21 protein-coding genes, 1 tRNA gene and 2 pseudogenes are annotated in these 20349 nt (G+C 63.9%); 13 read left to right on the forward strand and 11 right to left on the reverse strand.

What is annotated here, in order from left to right:
- Position 1 precedes the first annotated feature (1 nt).
- Positions 2–280: a hypothetical protein gene (locus tag AKG11_RS22130; protein ID WP_050745473.1), complete on the reverse strand. Its 279-nt coding sequence runs from the start codon at positions 278–280 to the stop codon at positions 2–4.
- 111 nt (positions 281–391) lie between these two features.
- Between AKG11_RS22130 and AKG11_RS22135 the strand changes: the two genes are divergently transcribed.
- From AKG11_RS22135 to AKG11_RS22145, 3 genes are read left to right on the forward strand one after another with little or no spacing between them, the layout of a single operon-like run.
- Entirely contained in the window at positions 392–1018 is a 627-nt protein-coding gene (locus AKG11_RS22135; protein WP_037405183.1) for a ribonuclease D, read from the forward strand.
- A gap of 43 nt (positions 1019–1061) precedes the next feature.
- The gene (locus AKG11_RS22140; protein WP_050745488.1) at positions 1062–1898 is read left to right on the forward strand and encodes a DUF817 domain-containing protein; all 837 of its coding nucleotides are present in this window, start codon (positions 1062–1064) and stop codon (positions 1896–1898) included.
- A gap of 51 nt (positions 1899–1949) precedes the next feature.
- The gene (locus AKG11_RS22145; protein ID WP_050745474.1) at positions 1950–3197 is read left to right on the forward strand and encodes a hypothetical protein; all 1248 of its coding nucleotides are present in this window, start codon (positions 1950–1952) and stop codon (positions 3195–3197) included.
- A gap of 3 nt (positions 3198–3200) precedes the next feature.
- On the opposite strand, the gene AKG11_RS22150 is transcribed toward AKG11_RS22145, so the two are convergent.
- Positions 3201–3536, reverse strand: coding sequence for a DUF6665 family protein (locus AKG11_RS22150; RefSeq protein WP_050745475.1), 336 nt, complete (start codon positions 3534–3536; stop codon positions 3201–3203).
- A 57-nt stretch (positions 3537–3593) separates the two neighbouring features.
- A complete protein-coding gene (locus AKG11_RS22155) occupies positions 3594–4976 on the reverse strand; it encodes a nicotinate phosphoribosyltransferase (protein ID WP_050745476.1) in 1383 nt (460 codons plus the stop codon).
- A gap of 408 nt (positions 4977–5384) precedes the next feature.
- Here AKG11_RS22155 and AKG11_RS22160 point away from each other — a divergent pair, with 408 nt between their 5' ends.
- Complete coding sequence (locus tag AKG11_RS22160) at positions 5385–6935, forward strand: hypothetical protein (RefSeq protein WP_050745477.1); 1551 nt, start codon at positions 5385–5387, stop codon at positions 6933–6935.
- 70 nt (positions 6936–7005) lie between these two features.
- On the opposite strand, the gene rpsA is transcribed toward AKG11_RS22160, so the two are convergent.
- The 3 genes from rpsA to aroA form a co-directional block, all read right to left on the reverse strand.
- Positions 7006–8712 (reverse strand): 30S ribosomal protein S1, encoded by a 1707-nt coding sequence (rpsA, locus tag AKG11_RS22165; protein ID WP_024270000.1) that lies wholly within the window; start codon positions 8710–8712, stop codon positions 7006–7008.
- 143 nt (positions 8713–8855) lie between these two features.
- On the reverse strand, positions 8856–9485 hold the full coding sequence (gene cmk, locus AKG11_RS22170) for a (d)CMP kinase (protein ID WP_050745478.1): 630 nt from the start codon (positions 9483–9485) through the stop codon (positions 8856–8858).
- Positions 9486–9570: 85 nt separating this feature from the next.
- Positions 9571–10926, reverse strand: coding sequence for a 3-phosphoshikimate 1-carboxyvinyltransferase (aroA, locus tag AKG11_RS22175; protein WP_050745479.1), 1356 nt, complete (start codon positions 10924–10926; stop codon positions 9571–9573).
- Positions 10927–11196: 270 nt separating this feature from the next.
- On the opposite strand from aroA, the gene AKG11_RS22180 reads away from it, so the two are divergent.
- Complete coding sequence (locus AKG11_RS22180) at positions 11197–11586, forward strand: TIGR02300 family protein (protein WP_023513807.1); 390 nt, start codon at positions 11197–11199, stop codon at positions 11584–11586.
- Positions 11587–11732: 146 nt separating this feature from the next.
- Positions 11733–11808: transfer RNA gene (locus AKG11_RS22185), tRNA-Ala, on the forward strand.
- Between the two features lie 28 nt (positions 11809–11836).
- On the opposite strand, the pseudogene AKG11_RS22190 reads toward AKG11_RS22185, so the two are convergent.
- Positions 11837–12091 (reverse strand): annotated as a pseudogene (locus AKG11_RS22190) (DUF2934 domain-containing protein); the annotation flags it as partial.
- 181 nt (positions 12092–12272) lie between these two features.
- On the opposite strand from AKG11_RS22190, the gene AKG11_RS22195 reads away from it, so the two are divergent.
- Positions 12273–13448 carry a TMEM43 family protein gene (locus AKG11_RS22195; protein ID WP_050745480.1) on the forward strand — a complete coding sequence of 392 codons (1176 nt, stop codon included), beginning with the start codon at positions 12273–12275 and terminating at the stop codon, positions 13446–13448.
- Positions 13449–13488: 40 nt separating this feature from the next.
- Positions 13489–14280 (forward strand): YdcF family protein, encoded by a 792-nt coding sequence (locus tag AKG11_RS22200; RefSeq protein WP_050745481.1) that lies wholly within the window; start codon positions 13489–13491, stop codon positions 14278–14280.
- A 3-nt stretch (positions 14281–14283) separates the two neighbouring features.
- On the opposite strand, the gene AKG11_RS22205 is transcribed toward AKG11_RS22200, so the two are convergent.
- Entirely contained in the window at positions 14284–14757 is a 474-nt protein-coding gene (locus tag AKG11_RS22205; protein WP_023513600.1) for a hypothetical protein, read from the reverse strand.
- A gap of 137 nt (positions 14758–14894) precedes the next feature.
- On the opposite strand from AKG11_RS22205, the gene AKG11_RS22210 reads away from it, so the two are divergent.
- Entirely contained in the window at positions 14895–15530 is a 636-nt protein-coding gene (locus AKG11_RS22210) for a trimeric intracellular cation channel family protein (protein WP_023513601.1), read from the forward strand.
- 15 nt (positions 15531–15545) lie between these two features.
- On the opposite strand, the gene irrA is transcribed toward AKG11_RS22210, so the two are convergent.
- Positions 15546–15965: an iron response transcriptional regulator IrrA gene (irrA, locus tag AKG11_RS22215; protein ID WP_024270001.1), complete on the reverse strand. Its 420-nt coding sequence runs from the start codon at positions 15963–15965 to the stop codon at positions 15546–15548.
- 316 nt (positions 15966–16281) lie between these two features.
- Between irrA and fabA the strand changes: the two genes are divergently transcribed.
- The 3 genes from fabA to fabI all read left to right on the forward strand — a co-directional run bounded on the left by fabA (position 16282) and on the right by fabI (position 18913).
- Positions 16282–16797, forward strand: a complete 516-nt coding sequence (fabA, locus tag AKG11_RS22220) for a 3-hydroxyacyl-[acyl-carrier-protein] dehydratase FabA (RefSeq protein ID WP_023512507.1) — start codon at positions 16282–16284, stop codon at positions 16795–16797.
- A gap of 80 nt (positions 16798–16877) precedes the next feature.
- Positions 16878–18101 carry a beta-ketoacyl-ACP synthase I gene (gene fabB / locus AKG11_RS22225; protein WP_023512506.1) on the forward strand — a complete coding sequence of 408 codons (1224 nt, stop codon included), beginning with the start codon at positions 16878–16880 and terminating at the stop codon, positions 18099–18101.
- Positions 18102–18106: 5 nt separating this feature from the next.
- The gene (gene fabI, locus AKG11_RS22230) at positions 18107–18913 is read left to right on the forward strand and encodes an enoyl-ACP reductase FabI (RefSeq protein WP_023512505.1); all 807 of its coding nucleotides are present in this window, start codon (positions 18107–18109) and stop codon (positions 18911–18913) included.
- A gap of 44 nt (positions 18914–18957) precedes the next feature.
- On the opposite strand, the gene AKG11_RS22235 is transcribed toward fabI, so the two are convergent.
- Positions 18958–19185 carry a hypothetical protein gene (locus tag AKG11_RS22235; RefSeq protein ID WP_130516348.1) on the reverse strand — a complete coding sequence of 76 codons (228 nt, stop codon included), beginning with the start codon at positions 19183–19185 and terminating at the stop codon, positions 18958–18960.
- Positions 19186–19251: 66 nt separating this feature from the next.
- Complete coding sequence (locus tag AKG11_RS22240; RefSeq protein ID WP_050745483.1) at positions 19252–19851, reverse strand: LysE family translocator; 600 nt, start codon at positions 19849–19851, stop codon at positions 19252–19254.
- A gap of 129 nt (positions 19852–19980) precedes the next feature.
- On the opposite strand from AKG11_RS22240, the pseudogene AKG11_RS22245 reads away from it, so the two are divergent.
- A pseudogene (locus AKG11_RS22245) lies at positions 19981–20274 on the forward strand (Lrp/AsnC family transcriptional regulator); the annotation flags it as partial.
- Between the last annotated feature and the right edge of the window lie 75 nt (positions 20275–20349).

Here is a 20349-nt window from a genome sequence, read left to right on the forward strand (position 1 = left end):
GCTACCAGTCGTAGCCGCGCAGGCTCCGCTCGCGCGACAGCGGCAGATAGCTGCCGCTCGAGGTCACACCGCCACGCGTACAGTTGTAGACCGTATGGCCCCATTGGCGTTTCGTGCTGTTTTCCGGCGGCGGCACATAGTGCGGGGAGCAGGAGACCGCTTCCTCGGCCTCGTCCTGCTCGGTCGTCACGACGCCAGGCAGATCATGGAAAACCTGTGCGCTGGCTACGGGCGCAAGCAGCACCGCGGCAAGAGCGGCAAGGACCAATCGTTTCGTCATATCATCTTTCGGCAGCGGGGCCGATCCTTCGCAATCCATAAAGAAGTACCGCAGGCCGGAAACATGCGCTATAGGCCTGCGGACACAGAGACAGGTTAGATGGGGTTTTTCATGGCAAGTGCAATCCGGTATCACGAAGGTGATATCTCGGCGGCGGATGCGGCCCGTTATACCGGCGCGATCGCGATCGACACCGAAACGCTCGGCCTCATCCCGCGCCGCGACCGGCTGTGCGTCGTGCAGCTTTCGCCGGGCGATGGCAGCGCCGATGTCATCCGCATTGCCGCGGGCCAGAAGGACGCGCCGAACCTTGTCGCGATGCTGGAAGACCCGGCCCGCCAGAAGATCTTTCACTACGGCCGCTTCGATATCGCCGTTCTGTTCCACACCTTCGGCGTGACGACGACCCCGGTCTTCTGCACCAAGATCGCCTCGCGCCTGACGCGGACCTATACGGACCGGCATGGTCTGAAGGACAATCTGAAGGAAATGCTGGAAGTCGACATTTCCAAGCAGCAGCAGTCTTCCGACTGGGCGGCCGAGACTTTGTCGCCGGCGCAGCTCGAATATGCCGCATCCGACGTGCTGCATCTCCATGCCCTGCGCGACAAGCTGATGGCGCGCCTCGTGCGGGACGGCAGGCTGGCGCACGCGGAGGCCTGCTTCACTTTCCTGCCGACCCGCGCCAAGCTCGACCTGCTCGGCTGGGAGGAAACCGACATCTTCGCCCATAGCTGAGCCGCCCGTGCAGAACGGATGGCAACACCAGACCGGGCCGACGCTGGAACCGCTGCGCCGCCTGATCCGCGGCCGGCTTGAGACGCTCCCGCCCGGTCTTGCGGAATTCATCCTCTTCGGGCTGAAGCAGGCCTGGGCCTGCCTTTTCGGCGGGCTCATGCTGGGGCTGATCATCCTGACGAAACTCGTCTGGCAGCCCGACTGGCCGATCCATCGGTACGACGCGCTCTTCGTGATGGCGCTCGCCATCCAGGTGACGTTCCTCACGCTGAAGATGGAGACCTTCGAGGAAGCGAAGGTCATCCTCATCTATCACCTCGTCGGCACGGCCATGGAGATCTTCAAGGTCCAAATGGGCTCCTGGGTCTACCCGGAGGAGGCGATCATCCGTGTCGGTGGCGTGCCGCTGTTTTCCGGTTTCATGTATGCCTCGGTCGGCAGCTACATGGCGCGTGCCATCCGCATCTTCGACATGCGCTTCACTCATTATCCGCCCTTCTGGATGACGGCGCTGCTGGCGATCGCCATCTACGTCAATTTCTACCTGCATCACTTCATCATCGACATCCGCCTGGGGCTCTTCGCCGCGACGGTGCTGCTCTTCTGGCGCGTGCGCATCTATTACACCGTGGAGCAGAAGCCGCGCTGGATGCCGCTCGTCGTCGCGGCCTTCCTCACCTCCATCTTTCTCTGGATCGCCGAAAACATCGGCACGGCGACGGGGGTGTGGCTCTATCCGGGCCAGACGACCTGGCACATGGTGCCCTTCACCAAGCTCGGCTCGTGGTATCTCCTGCTCTATGTCAGCTTCGTTCTGGTGACGATCGTCTGCCGGCCGCAGCCGCCCGATACCCCCGAAAAGCCGCAGGCGCAGGCTTAACGCGCGGTTAATCCCCTGCAGCTTATTCTTCCGGCGAGACCGGAGGTTGCCATGTTGACACCCCTGCAAAGCGCGCAGTCGACCGCCGCCGTCTCGGCGATGCAGTCGATCGTCGAAACGCTTGAGGAGCGCCGCCGCGAAGAGGTCGAGAAGGCCAGCGGACAGCCGAAAGACGACGCCCAGAAACAGGCGCATCTTCGCTCCGACGATACGACGCGGCAAGCCAATGCGCGCATCAACGAACATTTCTTCGGCAGCAATGCCCGCGGCGAGGAAACGCTCGCCAAGCTGATTTCCCGCTTCAGCGACACACTCGGCGTCACGCAGCAGGACGGCGAAGGCGCCCGCGCCTTTGCCCAGCGCCTGGCCGACCGGCTGGCGCTCGTCGACCAGATATCGCTTCCCGCCAGGGGCAGCACACTCGATGTCACGCTTCGCGGCCTCGGGACAACCCTCACGGCCGTCAAGCAGGCCATGGCAGGCCCGTCCGACGATGCGGCCGCCAACCTCGTCGCCCGCCTCGCGCTTACCGCCGGCGTCACGCAAGGCGAAGGCGAAGCGGATGCCGACTTCGAGCAGCGCCTCTCCGGCATGCTGACGCGCCTTCGCGGCGAGCTGCCGGAAGACGTGGCAACGCTCGAGAAGAAATCGGGCCTTGCCGATCTCGGCCTCAAGGCGGCCGATCTCATCGCGGCGATCCGCAACCCCTACGGCACCGAAGCCGAACGGGTGAAGGAGGCACTTACCGAAAAGGCCGAGAACGAAAAGGCACTGACGCCGGAGATGCGCAAGGTGCTCGCCCGTCTGGAGGACGCGGCGAACCCGAAAACCATCGAGGAGCTGAAGCTCGACCGGACCCGGCGCGATCCGACCCGCATCGAGGATGCGGAAACGCGCAAGGAGCGCGAGGAGACGATCCGTTCGCTGGAAGCCGGCGAGAAGCTGGAGGACGTCCAGGAACTTCAGGACGCCGTCGGCCGCGCCCATACCGACGCCAACCGCATACGGGAAGACAAGCGGCGAGGTGACCCGGCCGCAGCCGCGCTCGACACCATTCAGCTTCTCGCTGCCGGCGCAGAGACGACCCAGCTTGCCGGCAAGGCCCCCGCAAAGCAGACAGAAACCGGCGACGCCGACGAAATCCCCGCAGAAACCACGGGCGAAGCGGTCCGCAATCTCGATGCCGCCGGCGTGCGCGAGCAGGAAGAACGCGACGCAGCGCGCAAGGAAATCTTCGCACTGCGCGTCGACGACAACGGCATCTACGATCTCATCACCCGCCAGATCATCGCCCTGTAACCGTCAGGTCTTGCGCCGCACGATGCCGAGCCGGGCAATTACTTCCGGCGGAATGCCGTAGCGGCGGATCGCGTCCTTCTGGCTTCGCAGGCCACACATTTCCCGCTGAATGAAGAAGGCCCAGACCTTGTCGGCCGCATCGTTGATGAGGTCTTCCCGTTCCGCCTCGCCACAGCCCGCAGCAAGGCGCGCGGCCAGCAGTTCCAGCGCCTTCTCCACCTTGAGCCCGTGCCGGCCGAGCGCGTCAGCCCGCTCCGACATCAGTTCGTATTCGAGAATATTGAGCCCCGTCTCCTTGTTGAAGGAGGGAGCGAGCGCTTGCGGCGGGCGAACGGTCATCTTTCGTCTCCAGTCACAGGACTCAAGATGGCGCGGCGAAAGCCTTGCCGCAAGACCTCAGGCGGCGCGGGCGCGCACCGCCTCGAAGGTCCAGTCGACGAGGAGCTTGCCGTCGCGCCAGACGGGCTGCAGCAGGTTCTCGCGGCCAGCAAGCTGGTCGATGCGAGCGGCCTCAAGACCGCTGATACCCGCCACCACGGCCTGGCGCCCTGCCTTCGAAGCCTTGAGGTTCATCGTCGCCGGACGCTTGTAGACATCGTGCCAGGCGCCGTCGGTACCCTGCCTTGCATTGGCCTTCATGGCGAAGGAATAGGTGTCGCGGTTGACCTTCTGCAGCAACCCTGCCCCCATCCCGAAGGCGATGTTTTCCGCCGAGAAACCAAAGGCTTCCAGCCGGCCGAGGATGAGGCCGATATCGGCGGGCGAGATGCCGTCCCCCTGGATGACGCGCACGCTGTTGTCCAGCACCTTGTAGCCCTTGGCGTTGAGATGCGTGCCGAAGGCATAGGCAAGCTGGCGCACGACCTGAACCGGTGTTTCCACCGGATCGCCGCTGTCCGGCCTGACGACGAGCGTGCCGCCGGCGGCCTGCACCCGATCCTTCAGTTGCTTGCCCCAGATCTCCGTGACGGCATGGTTGATGTCATAGCTGTCGGACACGACCGCATAGAGGCCCTTGTCGCCGAAGCGGTCGATCATGTTGCCATAGGCCTCGGCTTCGCGCTCCTGGCCCCACGAGGTCATGGTCGAATGCTCGGAGGCGGGAATGGAGAAACCGGCCATTTCGGCGCCGTAGTAGCGGCGCGCGAAGAGCACGGCGCTCACCGTATCGGTCCCCATGAAATTGACGAGATGCGCTGCCCCGCCAATGCCCGCCTGCTCGAAGCTGGTCGTGCCGCGCGCGCCAAAATCGTGCAGGCGGAAGGGAAGCACGGCGGCGGGATCGTCGCAGGTCCTTTCCAGGATCGGCTGGATGATCTGCTTCACCTTGCGGGAATTGGAGGCGACCGTGCTCGGATACCAGATGGCGCGCAGCAGCGCCGTCTCGATATAGGAGGTCAGCCAGTAGCAGTCGGGGTCGGTGTTCACCACCTGCGCTACCGGCACGCCGCGACGCACCAGCGTGCCCTCGGGCAGCGCCTCGATGAGCAGCGGCAGGAAGCCTCCATGTTTCGTGACGATATGCGTCCAGCCCGCGCGATTGAACGGCAGGCCATGCGCCGTGACGATGCCCTCGGCCTCGTCCACATCCGCCATCGTCACCGGTTTCGACAGATACTCCTTGAGAAACATCTGGAGGCCGAAGAACAGCACTTCCGCGTGCTCGGAATGGCCACGCGCCTCGACATAGGAGGAAATGGCGCGCGTTTCCGGCGGATATTGCAGATAGTGACTGAACTTGTAGCTGTCGGTGTTGAGGATGAGGTTGGTGAGGTTCATCAAGGGTCTCCGCCGCATCCGCGGCCGACGAACGGGCGGCGGCGCAACAGTGCCGCGAAGATTTACGCGAGCTGAGCATAAGGGGCAAGGGCCGCCGCGCGGGACAATTCGAGGTGGGCAATGCTGCATCCGCGAAGCACGGCTCCACGCATTAGCAATTCGTTAACCATAAAATGCCAATTGTAATTTATGGAAAGTTGTTCGGAGTTTCGGGCTCGCCCGTCCGGCACCGCCGCGTGGTTCCGTGCCTGCCGGGTTGCGCCCCGCCTCCCTCGTACCTGCCCGGCTCGTCCGGGCCGAAAGCTCACCAGCTCGCAGCGTCGCGCATGATGCGCCATCCGAAGGAAGATGGATCATTGGCAGACCTTGCGATGCGGATGACATCGGCAGGGAGAACAGGAGGCAGGCATGCTGCCGCGTATGGCAACGACGACCGACACCGTGCAGCCCTCCCTTGCCGTTCCGGCAGGCGCATCGGTCGAGGCCGCCGCCAGGCCGCAGCTTTCTGCCGCTGCCCTTGCCAACCTCAGGGCGGAAGTGCTGCTGCGCCTCATCGAAACCATGCTGAAGCATATGCCGCGCACCGGGGAGGCAAACCCGGGCCGCGATCTTCTCGAAACCTTGCTTGCCGTGCTGAAGGCGCTGCCCGGCCGGGAGGCAGAAGATGGCCGAAAGCTCGCCGATCTTCTCGCCAAGCTGCCGCCAGAGCTTCGTCCGAGCGTCGAAAAGCTCATCAGCACCGTGCTCTCCTCCATGCCGACGCGCAGCCTCGTCGAGGTGTTGCGCAACCCGAACGGGCCAGAGGCGCAGAAACTTGCCACCCTGCTTTCCGCAAGCCTCAAGGCCGACACGCCGGCGCCCCGAGCCATGGAAAGCCAACAGAAGCCACTTGGGCTGAACGCCCAGCAGCTTGCCGCAGTCGGGCGTCATAGCCCGCAGCAAGCCGGCCAGCCGGCACAGCTTCTCGGCGATGCCCGCGCCCTGCAGACGATGTTGAAGCGCATCTTCGATTTCGACGGTGGCAAATCGCGCCCGGCAACGGCCCGGGCGCTCGAGACCGCCGCCGGCCGTCTCGCGCTTGGCGGCCCTACCCCGGTGCCCGCCGGGGAAAACGCCACGGCGCGCAGCGCTCAGCCCGCGTCGACACCGACGGCCAAGGCCGGCCATCCGCTGCCCGTCGAGGCCACGGAAGCGGCGGTGCGCCACGAGGACGTCGAGGGAAGCGAGAAGGCAACACCAGCCGCAAAGCGGGAAGACGCCCCGGTCAAGGCGCAGGTCGCCAATGCAGCCGGACAGGCCCTGGCCCGCAGCATTTTGCAGGCCGTCGCCCGCGATATGACGCCGGCCTTGCTGATGCCGGCCGTCGCGCAGATGCTGGAGAACCTGACGCCGGAAGAGGCGAATTTCATCCGCTCCCTCCTGGAACGCCCGCTCGGCCCCGCGGACGACCCGGCTCCTGCCCTCTTCGGAACCGACGGCAGCGAAGAAGCCCAAGCGGCCACCGAGGCCGGCAAGGCCCGTACCACACCGTCCCAGGCGACACCCACCCAGCCGGTGCAGACCGCAGAGCCGGGCGATACCCTTGCGATACCGCAGGCCCGCGAGGCGCTGCACGCCCTTCAGGCGGCGCTGGCCGATGTGACGCCTGAAAGGCTGCTTTCGGCCGCCATCCTGCGCGAAGGCATACCGCTCGCCTTCGTGCCCTATCTGCCGGCCGAGGAGGACCTGGACTGGCCCGAGGGCCGCGAACGGGGCGAGGAGGACGAGAGTGCGAACGAAGAGCATGGCGACGAGGAGCAAGCCGGCGGCGAGGCGGGCGAGGACGCCACCTTCGACGCCGACGGCGAAGAACCCGAGGCCGCCGACATGGCGAAGCGCCGCGAAAAGACCGCAGAAATGGTCGGCGTCATCGAGCCGGGCCTCGTCTTCTACCAGAAGCTCGGCGACTACTGGACCTGAGCAAAGCTCAAAAGAAAAACCCGCGGAGATCGCTCTCCGCGGGTTCTTGATGTCGAGATAAGCGAAAGGCTTATTCGGCGTTGTTGCGGTTCTTCAGAGCCGCGCCGAGGATGTCGCCGAGCGAAGCGCCCGAATCGGACGAACCGAACTGTGCGACGGCTTCCTTCTCTTCGGCAATTTCGAGCGCCTTGATCGAAAGCTGGATCTTGCGATCCTTCTTCGAGAAGTTCAGGACGCGCGCATCGACGGTCTGGCCGACCGAGAAACGCTCCGGACGCTGTTCGTCACGGTCACGCGACAGGTCGCCACGGCGGATGAACGACGTGATGTCCTCGTGGTTGACGAGCTTCACTTCGATGCCGCCATCATTGATCGCGATGACTTCAGCCGAAACGACGGCGTTCTTGCGCAGATCGCCGGACGCAGCGGCGTCGCCGACCGAGTCCTTGCCGAGCTGCTTGATGCCGAGCGAGATGCGCTCCTTGTCGACGTCCACATCCAGAACGACAGCCTTGACGACGTCGCCCTTGTTGAACTCCTCGATGACCTGCTCGCCCGGACGGTTCCAGTCGAGGTCGGAGAGGTGCACCATGCCGTCCACGTCGCCGTCGAGGCCGATGAACAGGCCGAATTCGGTCTTGTTCTTGACTTCGCCTTCGACTTCCGTGCCAGCCGGGTGGCTGTGCGCGAAGGCCTGCCACGGGTTCTCGAGGGTCTGCTTGAGACCGAGCGAGATGCGGCGCTTCGTCGGGTCGACTTCGAGAACGACCACGTCGACTTCCTGGCTCGTGGACAGGATCTTGCCGGGGTGAACGTTCTTCTTGGTCCAGGACATTTCGGAGATGTGGATCAGGCCTTCGATGCCCGGCTCCAGCTCGACGAACGCACCGTAGTCGGTGATGTTCGTGACCGTACCGGAGATCTTCTTGCCGGTCGGGTACTTGGTGCCGATGCCATCCCACGGATCCGACTCGAGCTGCTTCATGCCGAGCGAGATGCGGTGGGTTTCCTGGTTGATGCGGATGATCTGAACCTTGACCTGCTGGCCGATGGACAGGATTTCCGACGGATGGTTGACGCGGCGCCAGGCCATGTCGGTGACGTGCAGCAGGCCGTCGATGCCGCCGAGGTCAACGAACGCACCGTAATCGGTGATGTTCTTGACGACGCCGTCAACAACCTGGCCTTCTTCGAGGTTCTGAACGATTTCAGAACGCTGCTCGGCGCGCGACTCTTCGAGAACCGTACGGCGCGAGACGACGATGTTGCCGCGACGCTTGTCCATCTTGAGGATTTCGAAGGGCTGCGGGTTGTGCATGAGCGGCGTGACGTCGCGGATCGGACGGATGTCGACCTGCGAACGCGGCAGGAAGGCAACGGCGCCGTCGAGATCGACGGTGAAGCCACCCTTGACCTGGTTGAAGATGACGCCTTCGACGCGCTCGCCGGCTTCGAACTTGACTTCGAGCTTGGCCCAGCTTTCTTCGCGGCGAGCCTTTTCGCGCGAAAGAACAGCTTCGCCGAGAGCGTTTTCGATGCGCTCGACGTAAACTTCGACTTCGTCGCCGACCTTCAGCGTGCCGTCCTTCGACTTCGCGCCGAATTCCTTCAGCGGGACGCGGCCTTCAACCTTGAGGCCGACGTCGACGATGGCAACGTCCTTTTCGATCGCGGTAACGATGCCCTTGGCGACATAGCCTTCGGCGAGATCGTTAGCAGCGAAGGATTCCTGCAGAAGGGCTGCGAAATCTTCGCGCGTGGGGTTTGCTTGAGACATTGAAACTCCTGGTGTGCCTGTGGGGCACGGGCGCCGGGGGTTAGCGTTGATGAGAAACGAGGCTATGCCCGCTGCCCTTGAGGCAGCAAATCCGGCGCGGGGACAGGCCTTGTTCTATGCTGGTGCAATTCCGGAAGGAAAAGCTAGTGCTTCAATGCGGCGTCGATGATCGACTTGGCCGCCGAAAACGCCGCCTCTATACCCATTTCCGAGGTATCAAGCAAGTGCGCATCATCGGCCGGTTTCAACGGGCTGTCCGCCCGGCCCATGTCACGCGCGTCCCGCCGGCGGATGTCGTCGAGGATCGTCTCGAAATCGGCCACCCCACCATTGCCGAGGATTTCGTCATGGCGGCGCCTGGCGCGCACCTCCGGCGAAGCCGTGACATAGAGCTTCACTGCTGCATCCGGGCAGACGACCGTGCCGATATCGCGCCCATCGAGCACCGTGCCCGGCTCGCGCGCCGCAAAGCCGCGCTGCGCCTCGACCAACGCGCGGCGCACGGATGGCATGACCGCGATCTTGGAGGCCGCCTCACCGATATCGTGAGCGGACAGCACCGCCCGGTCGAGCCCGCCGAGATCAAGCGTGCGCGCCACCTCGGCCGCCACCGCCTCGTCGTCGAGCGGCAGGCCGCGATCGAGGAGCGCCTTGGCGGTCGCGCGGTAGGTCAGGCCCGTATCGAGATGATGAAAGCCATATTCCTGCGCGATACGGCGCGACAGCGTGCCCTTGCCCGCGGCAGCCGGGCCGTCGATGGCGATCGTCTTCATTTCGCACCCATGCGTCACAAACTTTTCACAAAAGCTGTTACCGGAAGACAAGGCGCGATGCCAAGGGGCAAGGCGTCTTCCAACCTCACGCGCTAAGTTCGATCCTCGCGCCCAACCCCGCCATCAGGTCCATGAACTCCGGAAAGCTCGTGGCGATCATCGTCGCGTCGTCCACCGTAACGGGGTTTTCCGAGACGAGGCCCATGACGAGGAAGCTCATGGCGATGCGGTGGTCGAGATGGGTGGCAACGGCGGCGCCCGAGGCGTTGCCGAGGCCCTTTCCATCCGGGCGACCGCGCACGATCAGCGAGGTTTCGCCCTCGTCGCAATCGACGCCGTTGAGCTTCAGGCCGACCGCGACGGCCGAGAGACGGTCGCTTTCCTTGACGCGAAGCTCTTCCAGGCCGTTCATGACCGTCGCGCCTTCGGCGAAGGCGGCGGCGACGGCAAGGACGGGATATTCGTCGATCATCGACGGCGCGCGGTCTTCCGGCACCGTCACGCCCTTGAGCTCAGAAGAGCGCACGCGCAGGTCCGCGACGTCCTCGCCGCCGGCAAGGCGCGGGTTCAAGACTTCGATGTTTGCGCCCATTTCCTGCAGCGTCAGGATGAGGCCGGTGCGGGTCGGGTTCATCAGCACGTTGAGAATGGTGACATCAGAGCCCGGCACAAGCAGCGCCGCGACCAGCGGGAAGGCTGTCGAGGACGGGTCGCCCGGCACATCGATGACCTGACCGGTGAGTTTTCCCTGGCCTTCGAGGCGGATCGTGCGCACGCCGTCCGTATCCGTCTCGACGGTGAGGTTGGCGCCAAATCCCTGCAGCATCTTTTCGGTATGGTCACGTGTCATGATAGGCTCGATGACCGTGGTGATGCCGGGCGTGTTGAGGCCGGCGAGCAGCACGGCGGACTTGACCTGCGCGGAGGCCATCGGCACGCGATAGGTGATCGGCGTCGGCGTCTTCGGCCCGCGCAGCGTGACCGGCAGGCGGTCGCCGTCGGCGGACGTCACCTGCACCCCCATTTCGCGCAGCGGATTGAGGACGCGGCCCATCGGGCGCTTGGTCAGCGAGGCGTCGCCGATGAAGGTGGAATCGAAATCATAGACGCCGACGAGGCCCATGGTGAGGCGGCAGCCGGTGCCGGCATTGCCGAAATCAAGCGGCGCCTCGGGCGCAAGCAACGCGCCATTGCCGACGCCGTTGATGATCCAGGTGTCGCCCTCCTTGCGGATCTTGGCGCCCATGGCCTGCATGGCCTTGCCCGTATTGATCACGTCCTCGCCTTCGAGCAGGCCCGTGATGCGCGTCTCGCCGCTGGCAAGGCCGCCGAACATGAAGGAGCGGTGGGAAATCGACTTGTCGCCGGGGATGCGGACGGTCCCGGACAGGCCGGAGGATTTGCGGGCGGTTGCGGGCCGTGCACTGGCGCCATGCGACATGGTCGTCTTCCTTATATACATCCACGGCTCCCCGGAGAGGATCGCCCGGGGAGAACGCGGGCTTGCTATCACAAACGATTTAAAGCGTCATCATCCCGGCGAAAAACATTCGTCGTGCCGCCCCCTCAGCGCCTGCTCCATGTCCGGCCCAAAGTTAGGCTTTGACAGGATTGCCCAAGACGATTAAGGGGACCGGCTAATCATTTTACCGTTCAACGCGCCGGAACCCCGGCCCCGCCGGAAACATACGGCACAGAGAAGGCTTTGACTGTGGCAAAAGCGGAACTCGGAACCAAACGCATCGACCCGGAAACCGGCAGGAAATTCTACGACCTGAACCGCGACCCGATCGTTTCCCCCTACACGGGCAAGTCCTATCCGCTCTCCTTCTTCGAGGAAACATCGGCAGCCGCCGTCCTTGAGAAGGACGAGGACGAGGACGTGAACGAAGTCGATACCGAGAACACGGAAGTCGAGCTCGTTTCGCTTGAGGATGCCGACGAGGATGCAGCAGGCGGCGACGACCTGCCGGACCTCGGCGACGACGACGTCGAGATCGACGGCGACGAGGACGACACGTTCCTCGAACAGGACGAAGACGACGACGATGACGACATGTCCGGCCTCATCGGCGTGACCGGCGACGAGGACGAAGCATAAGAGTTTGATTTTCCGGCCGGTTTCAAAAAAATCGGCCGGATTTCATTTTTCGGCTTGCCATCTCCGAAACCCGGAAGTAATAAGCCGCCACACCGAACGGCAACGCCGCTTCGGTTCCCGGAAACCGGCTCTGCCGGACCCGTTATGGGGCTATAGCTCAGCTGGGAGAGCGCTTGCATGGCATGCAAGAGGTCAGCGGTTCGATCCCGCTTAGCTCCACCAAACCTTCCTCGGGATTGACAGACTGAACCTAAGGCTGCTCGCGCGTGCCTGGCACTTCGCGCTGGTCAGCATCCTCCAGGTCCGTCTTTACCAGGAAGGCATCCGTGTGTTCGCGGACGGCTTCGCGCAGGGCGGCGAGGTTCGGAACATCGTCACCCTCGATCTCTCCGTCCCCTTGGTCGATTTCCCGTTCCGCCTGGTACCAGTGGTCATCACGCTTGCCCTCAGGCCGCCCCTGCTGCAGCCAGAGCTCGTGGGCACGCTTGCGGATTTTCTCTTCGCGATCGTCGGTCATGGACTGGCTCCCTTCCGTTTTTGCGACAACGGCGGAGGGGAGAAGATGTTCCGGGGCTCCGCCCTCGCCTCCGGCTCATTATGTCCCCGCTTGCGCAGTTCAGGAAGCGCGAATAAGCATGTCCTGCCGCGCGTCTCTGGCATGACGCACGCCTTGTCGGGGGACAATCATGAGCTTTACGGAAACGACGACCACGTCCTGGTTCTCCAGGCTGAAGGGGGCGCTGATCAAGATCGTGGTCGGCTTCATCCTTCTCATCGCCTGCATCTGGCTCCTGTTCTGGAACGAAGGCCGGTCGGTGAAGACCTATCGGGCGCTCGTCGAGGGCGCGGGCCTCGTCGTCTCCGTCGACAATGGCAGCGTGGATCCGGCGAATGACGGCAAGCTCGTGCACATTTCCGGACCGGTGAAGCCGGTCGGCGTGCCGGAGGACGACGTGCTCGGCATTTCAGCCGAAGGGGCGGCCGGGCTCGAACGCATCGTCGAGATGTACCAGTGGGTGGAGACCTCGAAATCGGAGACGCGCAAGCAGCTCGGCGGCAGCGAGGAGACGGTCACCACCTATTCCTACCACAAGGAATGGAAGCGCAACGAGGTCAGCTCCGGCAGCTTCCGCCAGTCGGGCCACGACAACCCGCAAAAGCCGATCGACGATGCAAGCTTCCCGGTGGAATCGGCAACCATCGGCGCCTTCAGCGTGGACGGTCGCGCCGTTGCGCGTCTTGGCGATGAACGGCCCGTGCCGCTCACCGCGCTGGACGTGAACCGGATGGGCGAGGCCGTGGCACTCGGCAAGCCCGTCTCGACGATCGCCGGCCAGGCCGTCTTCTCGTTCAATCCCGAGGATCCGCAGGTCGGCGACATCCGCATCCGCTTCGAGCGATCCGACATTGCCGAGGCGAGTTTCGTCGGCGCCCAGCGCGGCAGCGGCCTGACACCCTACAAGACGACCAACGGACGCGACCTCTTCCTCAGCGATGCCGGTCTCGTCGATGCGGCCGCCATGTTCGATGCGGCGCAGAGCGAGAACACGATCATCACCTGGCTGGTGCGGGTCGGCGGGCTTATCGGCATCTTCATCGGCTTCGCTTTCATCCTGTCGATCCTCGGCGTCATCGCGGACGTCGTGCCCTTCGTCGGCTCCATCGTGCGCTTCGGCACGACGGCGATCGCGCTTATTCTCACGCTGCTGATCGGGCCGGCGGTCATCGCCATTGCCTGGATCGCCTACCGCCCGCTGATCGCCATCGCGGTTCTCGCGGCCGGCGTTGCGTTGGCGGCAGGCATCCTCTATCTGCGGCGCGGCAAGGCGGCGGCGACGGCACCTGCCCTCGGGCGGGCCTGAGACCGGCGCGGACACGGCAACGAACAGTGGTGGGTAGCGCGTGACCTATTACGCCTCGAAGATCTTCTGGCTGGCAGCCCAGCCCCTGTCGCTTGCGCTTCTGTTGCTTGCTTTCGGCCTTCTGGCCGGGTTTTTGAAATGGAACCGTGTCCGAGCGGCGGCGAGCGGGCTCGCCGCTCTCGTGCTTTTCGTGACGCTGTTCACCACGACGGGCTCTGTCCTCCTGCAAGTGCTGGAAGATCGTATTCCAAGGGCGGAATTGCCCGCGGGCGGCCCTACCTGCATCATCATGCTCGGCGGCGGCATCGAGGCGGAGGTGATTGCGGCACGCGGCGGCTTCGAGATGAACCAGGCGGCTGACCGCTTCATCGAAACGCTGCGGCTGGCGCGGGAATTTCCGGCTTCGCGGATCCTCATTTCCGGCGGTGACGGCTCGCTGAGCGGCAGCTACGAGGGCGATGCGGCAGTGGCAACGCGCTTCTTCGAAGCCTTCGGTGTGCCCGCAGACCGGCTCATCCGCGAGACCGAATCCCGCACGACCTTCGAGAATGTCGCGAACACGAAAGACCTGCTCGCCGTAAACGGGCTGGAGCGCTGCCTGCTGGTGACCTCAGCCTTCCATATGCCGCGCTCGGTCGGCCTGTTCAGCAAGCTCGGTCTCGAGGTTCTGCCCTGGCCGACGGATTTCCGCACGACGGGCCATGCCGGCCTGGCACTCGATTTCACCCAGCCCTCAACCAACAGCCAGCTGACAACGACGGCGCTCCGGGAATGGACGGGGCTGCTGCTCTACTATTTCGCCGGCCGCACCCACGCCCTCTTCCCGCAATAGGCCCTATTTCTTCGAGATCGTATCGAACTGGGCGCCGCGCACGCGAATGGTCATGATGCAATACTCTGAATCGTCCCGCCCGCAGCTTGCGGCATTGGCCTTCAGCTCCAGCACCATGTTGCCGTAGCGCTTCTTCATCTCGTAGCCGTAGAGATCGGCATTGGCGGCGAGGAAATAGCCGCCTTCCGCGACCTGGATGTAGAATTCATGGGGGCAGCCGACATTGCCGCAAAGGCCACCCGGCGTGCCGTCGCAATTGACGGCGCCGAGATTGAAGATCGCGTCGACGATGCCGTCATTGTTGAAATCGACGTTGTCGGCAAAATCCTCGCCGAAGATCGGCGCCTTGCAGCGCTTGGCGACCTCTGCCTCGACGGCCGCATGCGCATCCGGCACGATCTCCGCCGCACGGACCGGCAGGATGGTCGAAACCAGCGCGGCGGCGAGAAGTGCAAGGGTTCTGATGCGGATGGCCATCTGTCAAACCTTTCCATGGCGGGCGATTCGGTCAATATGCGGACGGGCCGGCGCCGCGCCTGATTCTGCCCGGGCGTACGGGCGCGCACTCTAGCGCAGGAAAGCTGTCGCGAGGCTTGGCGGCGAAGGAGGAATGCGTGTCGATCCTGGAACTGCTCGACTACACGGGCGTCGCCGTCTTTGCCGCCACCGGCGCGCTCTCGGCCTCGCGCAAGCAGCTCGACATCATCGGTTTCCTCTTCCTTGCCGCTGCGACGGGCATCGGCGGCGGCACGTTCCGCGACGTCATCCTCGGCGCGACACCCGTCTTCTGGGTGGTGAACCCGACCTATCTCATCGTCTGCATCGCAGTTGCGCTTGTCGTCTTCGTGCTGGCGCACCGTATCGAGTCGCGCTACCGCCTGCTGCTCTGGCTCGATGCCATGGGTGTCTCGGCCTATTGCGTGATGGGCGCGGCAAAGGGCCTTGCGGCCACCGGCTCGCCGACGGTGGCAATCACGACGGGCGTGCTCACCGCCAGCTTCGGCGGCATCCTGCGCGATCTTCTGGCCGGCGAGCCCTCCGTGCTGCTGCGGCCGGAAATCTACATCACCGCGGCGCTGATCGGCGCGGCGGGCTTTACGGCGGCGAGCGTAGCGGGCGCACCTCTCTGGATCGCGTCCGCCATCGGCATCGGCGCCGCCTTCATCGTGCGCGGCGGGGCGCTGCGCTTCGGCTGGTGCTTTCCGGTCTACAAGCCGCGGCCGGGGCGGCATCCGGACGACGTGATGTGAGGCGCAATCCCGCGATCATGCCTTCTTCGGGCGAAGGCGGATGATCACGTCAACGTGAGCGATCTCCATGCCCTCGGGCGGCTCCGGCAGGTTGCCGATGGCGATGTTGCTCACGGGAATGTCGAGCACGTGGTTCTCGCCCTCGACGAAGAAATGGTGATGGTCCGACACGTTGGTGTCGAAGTAGGTCTTCGAGCTTTCGACCGCCAGAACCCGGATGAGACCGGCCTCGGTGAACTGGTGCAGCGTGTTGTAGACGGTCGCCAACGATACCGGAACGCCGGCCGTGACGGCCTCTTCGTGCAGCTCTTCCACCGTCAGGTGACGGTCGCCCTTGGCGAAGAGCAGGTCCCCGAGTGCCACACGCTGGCGCGTCGGGCGCAGGCCACAATGGCGCAGGCGCTCTTCGATGGGCATCTCGTGTGCATGCGTCATGGGCGACGGATCCGCTTGTCTGGCCTTGAACAACAATCTTGAACTTTCGATATAACTTTACGAGCGTTGGGATTCAATAGGATTACGGCGGCCTGAAGGCCCTCAACATGCGGAAAAACCGGGGCCTTTGCTATTGTCACGGCAATTTGCGCTGGCTGTCACCGCTGGCATCATGTATGCGGACAGCTGAATGAACGTCCCGCCCGAAGAAGGCGGGGCGACAAAAAGGAGAAGGGCCGGGTGCTTCAATTCGTGCCACACCTTCTCTAAATCTAACGCAGATCAAGCGTTGTTCAGACCGGGGATGAGACATTCGATGACGACCAGGCAATCCAGCTACAACTACGAGGAAATTCTGCGCTGCGGCCGCGGTGAGCTGTTCGGCCCCGGCAATGCTCAGCTTCCTCTGCCACCCATGCTGATGGTCCACCGCATCACCGATATTTCCGAGACCGGCGGCGCCTTCGACAAGGGCTATATCCGCGCCGCATACGACGTGAAGCCCGATGACTGGTATTTCCCCTGTCACTTTCAGGGCAACCCGATCATGCCCGGCTGCCTCGGCCTCGACGGTATGTGGCAGCTGACCGGCTTCTTCCTCGGCTGGTTGGGCGAACCCGGCCGTGGCATGGCGCTGTCGACCGGCGAAGTGAAGTTCAAGGGCATGGTCCGCCCCCACACGAAGCTGCTCGAATACGGCATCGACTTCAAGCGTGTCATGCGCGGCCGCCTCGTGCTCGGCACGGCGGACGGCTGGCTGAAGGCCGACGGCGAGACCATCTATCAGGCGACCGACCTGCGCGTCGGCCTGTCGAAAGACAAGGAAGCTTAAGGCGGCGCGAAAGCCACCGAAAGCCTGAGGGCGGCGCAAAGCCGCCTTCACAACGAGACGTTCTAGAAAAGGTCGGAAACATGAGACGGGTAGTTGTCACGGGTCTGGGGATCGTATCCTCCATCGGGAACAATGCGGACGAAGTGACGGCGTCGCTGCGCGATGCGCGCTCGGGCATCAGCTTCTCGCAGGATTTCGCCGACCATGGCTTCAAGTGCCAGGTCTGGGGCGCGCCCAACATCGACACGAGCGAGCTTGTCGATCGCCGCGCCGCCCGCTTCCTCTCGCAGGGCGGTTCATGGAACCACGTTGCCATGAAGCAGGCGATCGCCGATTCCGGCCTGGAAGAGGCGGACTACGCCGCCAACGAGCGCGCCGGTATCATCATGGGTTCGGGCGGTCCTTCCACCCGTACGCTGATCGAGGCTGCCGAGATCACGCTGAAGAACAATTCGCCCAAGCGCATCGGCCCGTTCGCCGTGCCGAAGGCGATGTCCTCGACGGCATCGGCGACACTCGCCACCTGGTTCAAGATCCACGGCGTCAACTACTCGATCTCGTCGGCCTGCTCGACCTCTGCGCATTGCATCGGCAATGCCGCGGAAATGATCCAGTGGGGCAAGCAGGACATCATGTTCGCCGGCGGCCACGAAGACCTCGACTGGACCATGTCGAACCTCTTCGACGCCATGGGCGCCATGTCTTCCAAGTACAACGACACGCCCGCGACGGCCTCGCGCGCCTATGACGTCAGCCGCGACGGCTTCGTCATCGCCGGAGGCGCCGGCGTGCTGGTACTGGAAGAATACGAGCGTGCGAAGGCCCGCGGCGCAAAGATCTATGCGGAAATCGTCGGCTACGGCGCAACCTCCGACGGCTACGACATGGTTGCCCCGTCAGGCGAAGGTGCGATCCGCTGCATGCGTCAGGCGCTTTCCACCGTGAAGGGCGATGTCGATTACATCAACACGCACGGCACGTCGACGCCTGTCGGCGATTCCAAGGAGATTGGTGCGATCCGCGAAGTCTTCGGCGACAGGATCCCGCATATCCAGTCGACAAAGTCGCTGACCGGCCACTCGCTGGGCGCGGCCGGCGTGCAGGAATCGATCTACGGTCTGCTGATGATGCAGGCTGGCTTCATCGGCGAAAGCGCGCATATCACCGAGCTCGACCCGGAATTCGACGGCGTGCCGATCGTGCGCAAGCGCATCGACAACGCCAAGATCGACACGGTTCTCTCCAACTCCTTCGGCTTCGGCGGCACGAACGCCACGCTGGTCTTCCAGCGCCACAACGGATGACGTCAATGACGGGGATCATGAACGGCAAGCGCGGCCTCATCATGGGGGTCGCGAACAACCATTCCATCGCGTGGGGGATCGCGCAGAAACTGGCCGATCAGGGCGCGGAACTCGCCTTCACCTATCAGGGCGAAGCGCTCGGCAAGCGCGTCAAGCCGCTCGCCGCCGAACTCGGCTCGGATTTCGTCATTCCCTGCGACGTCGAGGACATCGCTTCGGTGGATGCGACGATCGAGGCGATCAAGGAGAAGTGGGGCAAGCTCGATTTCGTCGTGCACGCCATCGGCTTTTCCGACAAAAACGAACTGAAGGGCCTCTACGCCGATACCTCGCGCGACAACTTCTCGCGCACGATGGTCATCTCCTGCTTCTCCTTCACGGAGATCGCCAAGCGCGCGGCTGAGCTGATGACGGACGGCGGCGCGATGCTGACGCTGACCTATGGCGGCTCCACGCGCATCATGCCGAACTACAACGTCATGGGCGTCGCGAAGGCAGCGCTCGAAGCCTCCGTACGCTATCTGGCCGGCGACTATGGTCCGCAGGGCATTCGCGTCAACGCCATCTCGGCCGGCCCGATCCGCACGCTCGCCGGTGCCGGCATTTCGGACGCCCGCGCCATGCTGTCCTGGCAGCAGAAGAACGCGCCGCTGCGCCGCACCGTCACCATCGAGGATGTCGGCAATTCTGCGCTGTATCTGCTTTCGGACCTGTCGAGCGGTGTTACCGGTGAAATCCACTACGTGGACTCCGGCTACAACATCACTTCCATGCCGACGCTGGAGCGTCTGGCAAAGGCCGACAGCGAGTAACCAAAGACGGCGCGATGTCTCGGACTTCGCGCCGTTTTCCTTCGTCAGAGCACCATCAGCACGACGACGAGCAGGAGCACGGCGGCCAGAACGCCGAGGAACAGCGCCTGCACGCGGTTGTTCATTTCCAGTGGCTTTCCCTCGGCTCCACGCTTCAGGAACGCCAGCGGCACCTCGGAGGTCGGCGTATGCCCCTCCCCTTCCTTCACATCCTTGGCGATGACTTCCGCCACATCTTCGGTAATTGGTGGCCTTGCAGGTCCAAAAGCCATTGCGGGTCTCCTGAACTGAAACGGTTCGGGAATGGTGAACCTGTTTCGGCCAATTGGCAATGCGACCTATTCTCCCAAAACGGGCAGCAGCGACAGCACCAGAAGCAGCGCCATCACCCGGTTGAACACCCTCAGGCTGCGCGCACTGGCAAGGAACCGGCCCGCACCAACGCCGATGCCGGCCCAGGCCAATGTGCTCGCCAGCGTCGCGCCGCCGAAAATAACGGCAAAGGCGGTGGGTACGGCGAGGCCTTGAGCAGCGCTACCGCCATAGGTGACGACAGCGCCGGCCACCATCACCCAGAGCTTCGGATTGACGAGTTGCAGCAGCGCGCCCTCGACGAAGGTGAACGGCCGACGCCGATCGCCCTCCCCCGTCACCCCGACCGGCGCGGTGGCGATGCGCCAGGCGAGCCACAGCAGATAGGCGACGCCGACCCATTTCAGCACCAGGTGCACACGCGGCTCGGAGACGATGGCTCCCCCTGCCGCGGCGACAGCGAAGATGATGGCCGCCACGCCGGCACCCATTCCGACGGCCACCGGCAACGTCCGACGGAAACCATGGTTGGCCCCCGAGGCTGTCACCATCGTATTGTTCGGTCCCGGCGTACCCGCCATGGCGAATGCGAAACCCGTGGCCGCCAGTATCCAGGCCCAATCCATGCTGCTCTCCCGTCAAACCTGACAAAGCCTAGCAGCCGTTCCGCGCAAGCGGGTTGCCAAGATGCCAAGACTGGGGGAGATTTTGGTATTGGATGCCGCGATCCGGCTTGAACGTTTGTGAGAATTTCAATGCAACTGGACGAGATAGACCGCCGTATCCTGCGCGAACTGCAGCAGAATGGCCGGCTGCAGAATATCGAGCTGGCCAAACGCGTCGGCCTGTCGCCGTCGCCCTGCCTGCGGCGCGTGAAGCTTCTGGAGGAGGCCGGCATCATCAGCCGCTACGTGGCGGTGATCGACCAGGCGAGGGTCGGCCTCACCCTCTCCCTGTTCGCCCGCGTCTCGCTGACGGCACAGGACGCAGAAACGATCGACCATTTCATCGCGGCGATGAAGCGACTGCCCGAAGTGGTGGAGTGTTATACGCCGCCTCGCTGACTTCGACTCTTTAGCCTTCCCAAAGTGGGGTGAATCTGAATCTCTGGTGCAAACCGGAGG

Origin of the sequence: Shinella sp. SUS2 (assembly GCF_001262505.1) — a bacterium.
Lineage (GTDB): Bacteria > Pseudomonadota > Alphaproteobacteria > Rhizobiales > Rhizobiaceae > Shinella.

Excerpts from the sequence above, each read along its gene's own strand:
- AKG11_RS22195 (WP_050745480.1), top strand. The coding sequence starts at position 12,273 with ATGAGCTTTACGGAAACGACGACCACGTCCTGGTTCTCCAGGCTGAAG.
- AKG11_RS22160 (WP_050745477.1), top strand. The coding sequence starts at position 5,385 with ATGCTGCCGCGTATGGCAACGACGACCGACACCGTGCAGCCCTCCCTT.
- AKG11_RS22235 (WP_130516348.1), bottom strand. The coding sequence starts at position 19,185 with ATGGCTTTTGGACCTGCAAGGCCACCAATTACCGAAGATGTGGCGGAA.
- cmk (WP_050745478.1), bottom strand. The coding sequence starts at position 9,485 with ATGAAGACGATCGCCATCGACGGCCCGGCTGCCGCGGGCAAGGGCACG.
- AKG11_RS22155 (WP_050745476.1), bottom strand. The coding sequence starts at position 4,976 with ATGAACCTCACCAACCTCATCCTCAACACCGACAGCTACAAGTTCAGT.
- AKG11_RS22130 (WP_050745473.1), bottom strand. The coding sequence starts at position 280 with ATGACGAAACGATTGGTCCTTGCCGCTCTTGCCGCGGTGCTGCTTGCG.
- irrA (WP_024270001.1), bottom strand. The coding sequence starts at position 15,965 with ATGACGCATGCACACGAGATGCCCATCGAAGAGCGCCTGCGCCATTGT.
- fabA (WP_023512507.1), top strand. The coding sequence starts at position 16,282 with ATGACGACCAGGCAATCCAGCTACAACTACGAGGAAATTCTGCGCTGC.
- AKG11_RS22135 (WP_037405183.1), top strand. The coding sequence starts at position 392 with ATGGCAAGTGCAATCCGGTATCACGAAGGTGATATCTCGGCGGCGGAT.
- AKG11_RS22205 (WP_023513600.1), bottom strand. The coding sequence starts at position 14,757 with ATGGCCATCCGCATCAGAACCCTTGCACTTCTCGCCGCCGCGCTGGTT.
- AKG11_RS22150 (WP_050745475.1), bottom strand. The coding sequence starts at position 3,536 with ATGACCGTTCGCCCGCCGCAAGCGCTCGCTCCCTCCTTCAACAAGGAG.
- rpsA (WP_024270000.1), bottom strand. The coding sequence starts at position 8,712 with ATGTCTCAAGCAAACCCCACGCGCGAAGATTTCGCAGCCCTTCTGCAG.
- fabI (WP_023512505.1), top strand. The coding sequence starts at position 18,107 with ATGACGGGGATCATGAACGGCAAGCGCGGCCTCATCATGGGGGTCGCG.
- aroA (WP_050745479.1), bottom strand. The coding sequence starts at position 10,926 with ATGTCGCATGGCGCCAGTGCACGGCCCGCAACCGCCCGCAAATCCTCC.
- fabB (WP_023512506.1), top strand. The coding sequence starts at position 16,878 with ATGAGACGGGTAGTTGTCACGGGTCTGGGGATCGTATCCTCCATCGGG.
- AKG11_RS22240 (WP_050745483.1), bottom strand. The coding sequence starts at position 19,851 with ATGGATTGGGCCTGGATACTGGCGGCCACGGGTTTCGCATTCGCCATG.
- AKG11_RS22145 (WP_050745474.1), top strand. The coding sequence starts at position 1,950 with ATGTTGACACCCCTGCAAAGCGCGCAGTCGACCGCCGCCGTCTCGGCG.